Raw genomic sequence first — 10,080 nt, forward strand, 5'->3', positions numbered from 1 at the left:
TGCGAGATCACGAAAAGAACGGACTCAGCTATCGGCTGTGGCTGGTTTATTTCGTCTCTGCAAGAAAGGTCTGCATTTCGTTTGCGCTCTCTATCCGGACAGTCATCCGGCCCCTTGGAATGGGGCCGGATTTCCTCGTATGAATCAGAGCCGCAAGAAAGCACCTTTCTTGCGGCTCTTTTTATTTCCATACGAAAGGATGATGGCCATGCCCGCGATACAGGTATCCAATCTTACTTTTGCCTATCCAGGTAGCTATGACCTTATATTCGAAAATGTTCATTTTCAAATCGATACAGACTGGAAGCTGGGGTTTACAGGGCGAAACGGTCGGGGGAAAACGACGTTCTTTAACCTGCTGCAGGGGAAATACGAATATAGCGGCACGATCTCCGCACCGGTCTCTTTTGATTATTTTCCGTTTCCCGTCGAACATCCGGAATATTTGACCGTCGACGTCATCGAAGAGATCGTGCAAGGCTATGAGCGCTGGAAGTTGATGCGCGAGTTGAACCTGCTTAAGGTTTCGGAAGACGTGTTGTACCGGCCATTCGAATCGCTGTCCCAAGGCGAGCAGACGAAGGTACTGCTGGCCGTGTTGTTCATCCAGGACAATCGATTTCTGCTCATCGATGAGCCGACCAATCATCTCGACTTTCACGCACGAAAGCTTGTTGGCGACTATCTGAATACGAAACGCGGTTTTATTCTTGTTTCACACGATCGGGCATTTCTCGACCGCTGCGTCGATCATATTCTATCGATCAACAAATCGAATATCGAAATTCAAAAAGGCAGCTTCTCCAGCTGGTGGACGAACAAAAATCGCCAGGATACGTTCGAATTGGCACAAAACGAAAAGTTGTACAAAGACATACAGCGTTTATCGACTTCTGTCAAACGCACGAGCGGCTGGTCTCACGAGATCGAAAAATCGAAAAACGGCACACGAAACTCCGGCTCCAAGTTGGACAAGGGATACGTAGGTCACAAAGCAGCAAAAATGATGAAACGCGCGAAATCCATCGAGCAGCGGCAAAACGCCGCTGTAGAGGAGAAGTCGAAACTGCTCCGAAATATCGAACAGTCAGAAAGCCTTGTGATCTCTCAGCTCGCATATCCCAAATCCGAACTGGCCGTGCTGGATGACGTCACGATTTACTACGGGGAAAGACCGGTTTGCGAGAACGTTCGTTTGACGATCGAACAAGGGGATCGGATCGCAATTTCAGGTCCAAACGGTTCGGGCAAGTCCAGCTTGCTCCGCCTGCTCAACGGCGAGGCGCTTCACTATACAGGCACGTTTCGGCTGGAGCCGCAGCTTCGCGTTTCCTATGTATCCCAGAGTACCTCTCATCTGCGAGGATCACTTTCCGATTATGCAGCAGAGCACGGAATCGATGAAAGCTTATTTAAGGCTCTGTTGCGTAAGCTTGATTTCGCCCGCATCCAGTTTGAGAAGGATATGTCGGCGTTTAGCGGCGGGCAGAAGAAGAAGGTTCTGATCGCGAGAAGCCTATGCGAAGAGGCTCATCTGCATATTTGGGACGAACCGCTCAACTTTGTCGATGTGATTTCCCGGATGCAGATTGAAGAGCTGCTGCTTGAGTACGCGCCGACCATTGTGTTCGTGGAGCATGATCGGGAATTTCATGACCGTGTCGCCACGAAAACGATTGAACTCGGTGGGGGTTAGATTTTGTAAAGTGTCTAGGAGTTAAACATGATTTCAACGGCAGAAAGCTTTACAAACAACTTTTTTTATGAAAGGGGGAGATTTAACTAACGGGTACAATAGCTCCATGACAACAGGCTGCCGTCACCATCGGCAGCTTGCTCAACTATCGGGCAGAGTAGTTCCAATATGTGGTACCATTAATGAGCATAAATTTGCATCGGGAGCTGGTTGTTAATAAAAAGAATTTATCCAAGCTATCAGAGAAAAAGGCTTGCGACTGAAGTATTTGACAGAAAACGAATCCTGCATCATAATAGAATGAACGTTCGATCCAAACCATTTACATCGTTTAGAATGAACGTTCAATTTATAATTTGGAGGTATTAATATGAGTAAAACAGTTTTTATTACAGGAACTAGTTCAGGCTTGGGAAAACTTACGGCGATTCGGTTTGCTGAAATGGGCTGGAATGTAGCTGCAACCATGCGTACATCCAACAAAGAAACGGAGCTTACCGGTTACGATAATATCAAAATTTTCAAACAGGACGTCACCAATGTACATGAAGTTCAAACATCGGTAGATCAAGCCATTGCCGCGTTCGGTAAGATCGACGTCGTCATCAATAATGCAGGTATGGGGACTTACGGTCCGTTGGAATTAGCCCAAGAGGAGGCGATCGACTGGCAATTCGCCGTTAATACGCGAGGACCGATCAATGTCATTCGTAAATTTATACCACATTTCAGAGCCAATGGCGGAGGCATGTTCATCAATATTAGCTCTTTCATGGGAATCACGACAGCGGTGCCGCTCGGATCTCTCTATAATATGTCGAAATTTGCTTTGGAAGGACTGACGGAAGGTCTTTATTACGAACTGAAGCCGTTGAATATCGAGCTTAGATTGATTGAGCAGGGAGGTTCTACAGGAAATAATTTCAAGAACAGTATCACTTGGAACCAAGATGATAACATACATGATTACGATAATTTGATGACGAAAGTGCTGAATTTAATGAATCATGCGGAATCCAGCTCTACATTGGATGATCCTCAGATTATCGTGGATGCCATAGCCGCTTTGGCGACTGGAGAGAGCAATAAATTTCGCACTGTCATCGGAACAGCAGGCAATGATCTGATGGCGCTTAGAAATTCTGTGTCCATTGAAGAATATTTGGAGACGATCGCAAAGAATTATATGTAAGCCAATTATGAAAGGCTTCGTCATAACGCCAGGTCGAACTGACAATGTTGACTACGGATTGTATGAGGTGTATGTTAGATTAGAATGATCATTCGATCTTATGGTGGGAGCGGGATAACCTAATGTTTGAGAACTATAACAAGGTGCAGCAGGCTGTCCTTGAAACAACACTTAACATCATCATCCGAAAGGAATTACAGGCAACCTCAATGGCGCTTATCGCTAAGGAGTCTGGTGTATCGACCGGGAATATTTATCATTATTTCAAAAGTAAAGAAGATATCGTTAACGAATTGTACAAAGCCATTGTTACGTTTAACGGAGAGCAAGTGCGAGGAGGCTTGCTGAAGGGCACAACGATTCGTGAAAAGTTTGAATTAGGTTGGAATCGGGTTATCGAATTGGGGAAACAATATCCTCAGGGCTTTCAATTTATTGAGCAGTATTCGTTCTCGCCGTACATTTACGAAGAGGTAAAGCTAGAAGTCTATACCGGCGGATGGTGTGGGCCAATGAACGAGTTATATCAAGAAGCCATTCGGGAGAAGCTGTTTATCCCGATGAATCCGAAAATGATGGTTCAGATGCATTACGGCACATTTGTTTATATGTTGAAGGCCCATCTTCACGGAATCTTCGAGTTAAGCAGTGAGAGCGTCAGTGGTGCAATCCGTTCGTGTTGGAATGCTGTTACTCTTAGAGATATAACGTAGGTAAATGGCTAAAAGCCGCCCTCAAAGGAAGTTCGATAACAACCTTTGAGGGCGGCTTCTGTTTTTATGGGTGGGGCATAGTCGCCATTGGACGGCTTATTCTCGTCAACTTCAAGCGAGTCAAGAACAATTCAGCATTATTTGTCGGGTGACAAGAACATGATGTCATTAATTGCCGCGTAAATCGCGGTTTTTTGTTTAATGGGATAATGTTCTTGTCAAAACCAAATGACAAGAACATTATCTCATTCCCGACGAGGCTCATTGAAGAAGATATAACGAAATCGAAGTCACACCTGCCAAGGGGGTTAAGCTGATGGAAGATTTACGCAGCAGCGCCATGTGCAGTGGACTTTGCCCAGGAAGCATATTTGACGAGGACTGGTAAGGACTTTATTTATAAAACTAGGATGTTCTTAAGAGTCATTTGAAAATAAAAGTGGATTGAACAAACGGGTACGATATCATTCCTGAAGAGCGTTAAATTTCCTTTCTAGTCAATCCACATCTCGTGAAAAAGAACAAGGAAAACCGCGACAATACGCCTTCCAAGAGTGACCAAAAGGATGCTCTCGTTATCGCAGACATGGTCAAAAACGGCTACTACTCGTTCATACGCAACACACTAGAAGCATTTGAAGAACTACGTGTCTTTCTCTCAAACCGCGACTCTGTCGTAACGAGACTCGTTAGTGCGAAGAACCAAATCCATCGCTGGGTCGACATTATATTTCCTGAGCTGCGACAAGTTTTCAAAAACATCATGTGTATCGGTTCATTGGCCACACTTCGGCTTTTCCCAACGCCCGAAGAATTGTGTAAATTACAGCCTTAAGATATCTTACGAGGCTGGAAATCGCTGATGAAACGACATTCGGGTGATCGAAAAGCTCGAGCTCTTATCTTATTGGCTTGCAGATCTGTTGGCTCTAAGAAAGCCACACATGCCTATAAGCTCCACCTGAAGCAGCTGCTCGATGAGTACGATCTTGCTTGCCTTCAACTGAAAACGGTAGAAACGGAGATTGTTGCCGTTTTGGAACGCATTGCATTTGCGAAATCCATGCTTGCTGTCAAAGGGATTACTTACCGTTTCGTGTACGAGTTTTGGCTTATTCGCAGGATTTCAAAGAAAGCACGGAGTACCGGATACATTGAACCAAAGGTCACCGACCCGTAACGATAGCAAGACCGGCCTCCACCCCTTGGACAGGCGTAACGAAGGAATGAGAGGGCGTAGACCCGTTGAGACATGGGAGTGAGAACCTAAAGGGCGGCGTGGAGAAAGCGTGCAGTAAATGGAATTATATGGGGCAGTATATATTCCCCTCTATTCCTGTGCGCCTTCATGTTGCCGAAGTCTAACACGGTGTCCCCCTTATTGTCTTTCATCCTTAACCAACCGGGCGAAATCCTGCGAATAAGCAAGCATTCGTGAGAAAAACGTATCGTACTGAGGGAGTTGAGCACCGAAGGGCTCCTGGCAGCCCTTTTATAATATAACTGGAAGATTCGCTTAATACCAAATTACCAAGTGTTTGTAGAAAAGTTTATGCAATCGAGGAATAAGGAGGAGGAGGCTTTATGAATTTGACCTCAATCGAATTGGTTACTATTCATCCAATTTATAATCATGCATTTACTGTGTCATAACATCCAGATGGTCAATTAACTCATATAGGAGATGCATTAGGTTGTGATTGTGTAATTGAAAAATATGTAGATGGATGGATGGGAAAGTATAGGAATGATGGACGCAATAATGAGGATTGGTACGGATGGGTGCTGACGTTCTTGCTCCTTTTGACGGAATTGTAGAATCTATTTATATTAACCCAGTTACTAATACACCAGGAAATTTTCAGCACTCTAGAGCAAGGAGCATTCGATTTTTAGGACATGACGATGTAAGGGTTTGTTTTTCGGTCATGTAATGGATTTGAGCGTAAAGGAAGGCGATAACGTTAAAGCAGGTGATATAGTCGCAAAAGTAGGAAACAACGGTTATTCTAGACATCCTCATATTCATGTTGGAGCATGGAAGGGAAATATTCCCCTTCAAATACGATTTGATTTAAAGTCTATGGGAAGCCAATTAAAGAATTTGGGGGAAGAAATGTATTATTTATAGGCATTTTCTAACGGGTACGATAGTTTAGAGGTATTTACTTTTGCTTCAAAGAAAAGACCATCCTTTGCACAGGATGGTCTTTCTTCAAAACTTGCCGTTACAGACAACGCGGTGAACCGTATACAAATAATGGAAACTCATACGGTTGTCTGTGCAGGATAAAAGTCGGGCTCATTTTTATCAATCGCATACAAATACGACTTTACATCATGACCAACAAATGCTTTCCAAATGATGAGGTTATAGGGATAGCTCCAATCGATCTCGTAGCCCCCAAACATCTCGTGTAGTCGGTTGCTGTTAAAAAGGATGGAGCCCTTTTGATCAAAAGTGACCCCGTCGACCCATAGCATTCGATCGTCAGAAACAAAATCATGGAATGTATGGAAGGAAGGTGTATAGATGCCTATTCCCTTTCCTTCCAGCATGGTGTAGAAGACATTTCCTTTATTATCCGCGTGCATCCCATCGGTGGTCGTGCGCTTGCTGCCAATAGCCCTTACTGCCTTGCGGATTTCTTCTAATGGCGTATTAAAGTTTCGTAACAGTGAAGTATCAAGTGCATATAGATTTCGCCCTGTGACCTGACAGTAATACAAAGTGGAACGATCCGCGGATAAGGCGATGCCGTCAGCTCCGATTCGAAGAGGTTTATCCTTGAATACCGGCTTATAGTCAATTTGAAAATGAAAATCGGGAAGATCCTGTGTACTGTAATGGCGATCGAGCACCCGTCTGAGCGTTCTCGTCCTCATGTTGTACACAATGATTCCGCCGTCAAGCGGGTGATCCGGCCAACCGCTACCGGAATCGGTAATATAGACAAAACCGTTCTTATTGTCCACGACCAAATCATTTAAAAAAGATGTCCCGTACGGCGCAATCTCATTTGGGATGATTATAGAGTCGATCATCCGGTTGGTATTCAAATCCCAGACGACCAGCTTCTGTGACCCTACGGGAGAAGGTGCGTAGGCTATCTTCCCTTGATCCAACAGCCACATCCGGTTAAATTCATCGATCTCATAACCAAGAACGGATTGAAGGACATTAACATTCCCCGCTTGATTCCATTCCCAACTCGGGAAGGCCTCCAAGAGCGGTTTTCCGTCTTTGATAATGATCCGATTCATAGTGGAAGGGATGCCATAGGCCCAGCGGGGCACTGAAACATAATAATGGCCTTGCTGATCGACTTTTACTCCGGCAGGCATCGCCTTTTTCCAATATTGATTGGCTTCAAATTCTTGCTTCATCCTTAAGTCAGGAAAGTTCCAATCCAATCGGTTCCAATGGAAGATCATTTGATAGCGTCCTATTGGATTGACTTCTTTTGAAACGGGATTCTGCAGCTTGTGAAACGGTTGTCGATAAGAGGACTGCTGACGAAGAATCTGCCCATTATGGTTCTGTATCATATATAGCCTCCCAGTGTAGGTTAACAATCATGATCATCACCTGATCTTATAGATATATGCCTATAGCGGAAGATGGTGCGGGTTCAAGTTCAAGCATGCACAGCATTCATGTATGTCTTTATATTGGAACTTGCCGCTACAGACAACACGGGGACCGTACCGAAAGTCATTGAACTAACGGAACGATAGCTGAATAAAGTAACGACGGCAGCCGGACGATCGGCTGCCTTTTCGTAATGGGCAGGATAGTTTAAATCATGATGACTGATCAGCCCATACTAAAAATCTTGACAATATTTTACACTGGCATTAAGTTAGATGTATATTAAATTAGATCATCGTATAATTAGTATGGAGAGAACTACCCAGAACTTAAAACATTACAAGTCAGAGCGATGTCAGTGGAATTGAAAAACTACGAAGGGCGGAAGAGGAGAGAACAATGAACATACATGATATTCCTGTTGAATTTGTAGATCAAATAGGTGCGATTCAAAACATCTCATTCCCTCGACAAGGGCATACTTCTATAGTTGTTAGAATTGAAACTCGTGATCATCAGTTCATTATTAAAAAGACTGAACATGGTTTATTTAATGAATGGTTATTAGAGGAATATAAAGCATTACAATATCTTTCGACTACTGGAATACCAGTTCCAAAGGCATATGCTTTCCATATTCAGGACAAATCAAGATGGCTACTCATGGATTATATAGATGGAATTAGCTTGAGACATTTCCTGAGTGGTAAACCTAATCTTAGGGATAGAGAAAAAGTTATATCTCACTATGGTTTATGTTTAAAGCAAATCCATGAATGCCAATGCCCTGTTGGATTGCGCAAGAATGATCAATCTTGGTTAGATACGATGCTCATGAGGGCAAGTCACAATTTTGCTAATTATAATGTGGAAGGCACTGAAGAAGTACTTATACGACTAAAAAATGATAGACCTAAACCGATTGAGAATACTCTGATTCATGGTGATTTTCACACTAATAATGTATTGGTTAACTACAATAATGTAATTGGTATTATCGATTGGCCGAGAGCTGCGTTTGGTGATCCACGATTTGATATCGCGTTGGCTATCAGACCTAAGCAGGATGTATTTGATGAAAAGGGGAATAAAGAATTATTCTTTGAATCCTATGGTAGATTAAGGATAACAGATGAAGAATATAGGTATTTCCAAGAAGGTATATATAAGTTCTTTTAAGTATCTGAAGGTGCCAACCATCAGATAACACCATTCACGCTTCCAATGAAGTCCATGACAAGGCAGCCTAAGGCCTTGCTCAACTACCATGAAAGAACGGATTAACTTTCATGCTCTGTGGTGCAACATAAGAGATGCATGGATGGCTAACGGGATAGTGGGAGGGGCATGCCGCGATGCAGCTCCTCTTTTTTCATTGAAATAACGGGTAGTATACTGGAAAATAATTCTGAAACATTAATCAGACATTTATGTTACCATTTGAGGATGAATTCTTGTGTCAGTTTAATGGAGGTTATGAAAATTGGTAAAAACCCAAATGATTGTTTTATTTCTATTAGTAGCTATGCTGACTGCTTGTGGAAATGATATGAAAACTACTCGGAAAAATATTAATGAAACTCAGCAGGTACAAAGAGTTGTAGACCCAAAAGTTGTTACAACAACAATCGAAAATGTTGAGGCAATCTATGTAGTACAAAATGATAATAACTCAGTTGAAATAATTGTTGATGGAAAACTTAATACTTTTAGATTAGATGAAATGAAGGATACTGATTTCAAAACCTTAACTAAAGATGATAAAGTCAAAATTAGTTATACGATTAAAACTGAACAAGTTAAAGATGGAGAAATTAAGTGGAGTAATTTAACAAAGATTGAAAAGGTTAAATAAAGGTTTGTAAAGTTGCGGGAGTTGAAGTTGCTTCGGCAGCCATTTTTTTGCTAACTGGCAGTCGCGCCACATTAACGAGTACATGAGGGAAGTGATCATAGATGGTATGGACTGCAATAATGAGCTTTATTGGATTACTAGCCTTTCTTGGCGTAATGCAGTGGATAACAGGGCAATTTGACATACGAATAATAATTCCTTTTTTCATCATTGGATTGTTTCTTGATGTCAAAGAATCCAGTCAAAGAATAAAAGAACTAGAGAAAAGATTGAAAAAATTAGAACAAGATAAATAGCTTGTTTGTGATTTTGGTTCAAGGCTATATTATACAAAGCCACCCTGGAAACCCCACATTCTTTGACTTTTATAATAGTTGTCTGTTTAGGTATATTGTTGATGAGTATTAACGACCACAAATGATCATTAAGCTCCCTCAGAGAATAAGGTTTTTCTCACGAATGCTCGCTCATTCGCAGGATTTCACATGCGTGTTTAAATAGGAGTTTAAAGGATTACATAACATGGGTTAGGCAGTTCCGTTTGAGGGCATGCGGGAATAGAAGGTGTTGGTCTATTTACAACATCTTCCACAGAAAGATTTACTGCACGTCTCTCTCCACAAGGTCCTTGGGATTCACTCTCCCAAATCTCAACGGGTCTATGCCCTCACATTCCTTCGTCCTATCTATCCAAGGTGTGGAGTCCGATCAACGTTAACGGAACGGGTCTATGCCCTAAAGCCTAAAAATCTCGGTACTCCGTGCTTTCTTTGTGAAATCCTGCGAAACGAGCTAATCTACGTGTCTGGGTTGCGAATGTAGTTGTTAAGCTGCTAGTGGCGGTTGAGCCTTATCCGCGGAGAAAGTTTGTCCTTCTCTGGCCATAGCTACAAGCATTCGAGCCAATTTTCCAATCAACTTCATCATGGATTGCATTTTCGTCATTCGTTTTACTTTAATATTGTGTGCATGAAGGGCTTGGAATGCACGATTGTGAGATAAGAGGTGAAACACCGAGAAGTACAAATGCTT

At 42.6% G+C, this 10,080-nt stretch carries 8 protein-coding genes and 2 pseudogenes; 8 read left to right on the forward strand and 2 right to left on the reverse strand.

Translation table 11 applies throughout. The annotated features are described in order from the left end of the window. Positions 1 to 208: 208 nt before the first annotated feature. The 5 genes and pseudogenes from abc-f to DFP97_RS32355 all read left to right on the forward strand — a co-directional run bounded on the left by abc-f (position 209) and on the right by DFP97_RS32355 (position 5,732). A complete protein-coding gene (gene abc-f, locus DFP97_RS23915) occupies positions 209 to 1,696 on the forward strand; it encodes a ribosomal protection-like ABC-F family protein (RefSeq protein ID WP_114383042.1) in 1,488 nt (495 codons plus the stop codon). Between the two features lie 370 nt (positions 1,697 to 2,066). Beyond that, the gene (locus tag DFP97_RS23920; RefSeq protein WP_114383044.1) at positions 2,067 to 2,888 is read left to right on the forward strand and encodes an SDR family oxidoreductase; all 822 of its coding nucleotides are present in this window, start codon (positions 2,067 to 2,069) and stop codon (positions 2,886 to 2,888) included. A gap of 122 nt (positions 2,889 to 3,010) precedes the next feature. Then, the gene (locus DFP97_RS23925; protein WP_114383046.1) at positions 3,011 to 3,601 is read left to right on the forward strand and encodes a TetR/AcrR family transcriptional regulator; all 591 of its coding nucleotides are present in this window, start codon (positions 3,011 to 3,013) and stop codon (positions 3,599 to 3,601) included. Positions 3,602 to 4,094: 493 nt separating this feature from the next. Further along, a pseudogene (locus tag DFP97_RS23930) lies at positions 4,095 to 4,688 on the forward strand (IS110 family transposase); the annotation flags it as partial. An 846-nt stretch (positions 4,689 to 5,534) separates the two neighbouring features. After that, a complete protein-coding gene (locus DFP97_RS32355; protein ID WP_114383090.1) occupies positions 5,535 to 5,732 on the forward strand; it encodes a M23 family metallopeptidase in 198 nt (65 codons plus the stop codon). A 137-nt stretch (positions 5,733 to 5,869) separates the two neighbouring features. Here the strand turns inward: DFP97_RS32355 and DFP97_RS23940 are convergent, their stop codons facing one another. Then, positions 5,870 to 7,036, reverse strand: coding sequence for an L-dopachrome tautomerase-related protein (locus tag DFP97_RS23940; protein ID WP_181873654.1), 1,167 nt, complete (start codon positions 7,034 to 7,036; stop codon positions 5,870 to 5,872). Between the two features lie 556 nt (positions 7,037 to 7,592). On the opposite strand from DFP97_RS23940, the gene DFP97_RS23945 reads away from it, so the two are divergent. From DFP97_RS23945 to DFP97_RS23955, 3 genes are all read left to right on the forward strand, one after another. Next, positions 7,593 to 8,372, forward strand: a complete 780-nt coding sequence (locus DFP97_RS23945; RefSeq protein ID WP_114383050.1) for a phosphotransferase — start codon at positions 7,593 to 7,595, stop codon at positions 8,370 to 8,372. A gap of 304 nt (positions 8,373 to 8,676) precedes the next feature. Continuing rightward, complete coding sequence (locus DFP97_RS23950; RefSeq protein WP_114383052.1) at positions 8,677 to 9,048, forward strand: hypothetical protein; 372 nt, start codon at positions 8,677 to 8,679, stop codon at positions 9,046 to 9,048. Positions 9,049 to 9,149: 101 nt separating this feature from the next. Then, positions 9,150 to 9,344 carry a hypothetical protein gene (locus tag DFP97_RS23955; RefSeq protein ID WP_114383054.1) on the forward strand — a complete coding sequence of 65 codons (195 nt, stop codon included), beginning with the start codon at positions 9,150 to 9,152 and terminating at the stop codon, positions 9,342 to 9,344. 529 nt (positions 9,345 to 9,873) lie between these two features. Here DFP97_RS23955 and DFP97_RS31225 read toward each other — a convergent pair. Then, a pseudogene (locus DFP97_RS31225) lies at positions 9,874 to 10,080 on the reverse strand (IS110 family transposase); the annotation flags it as partial.

This window comes from Paenibacillus prosopidis, from assembly GCF_003337375.1.
Taxonomy (GTDB): domain Bacteria; phylum Bacillota; class Bacilli; order Paenibacillales; family Paenibacillaceae; genus Pristimantibacillus; species Pristimantibacillus prosopidis.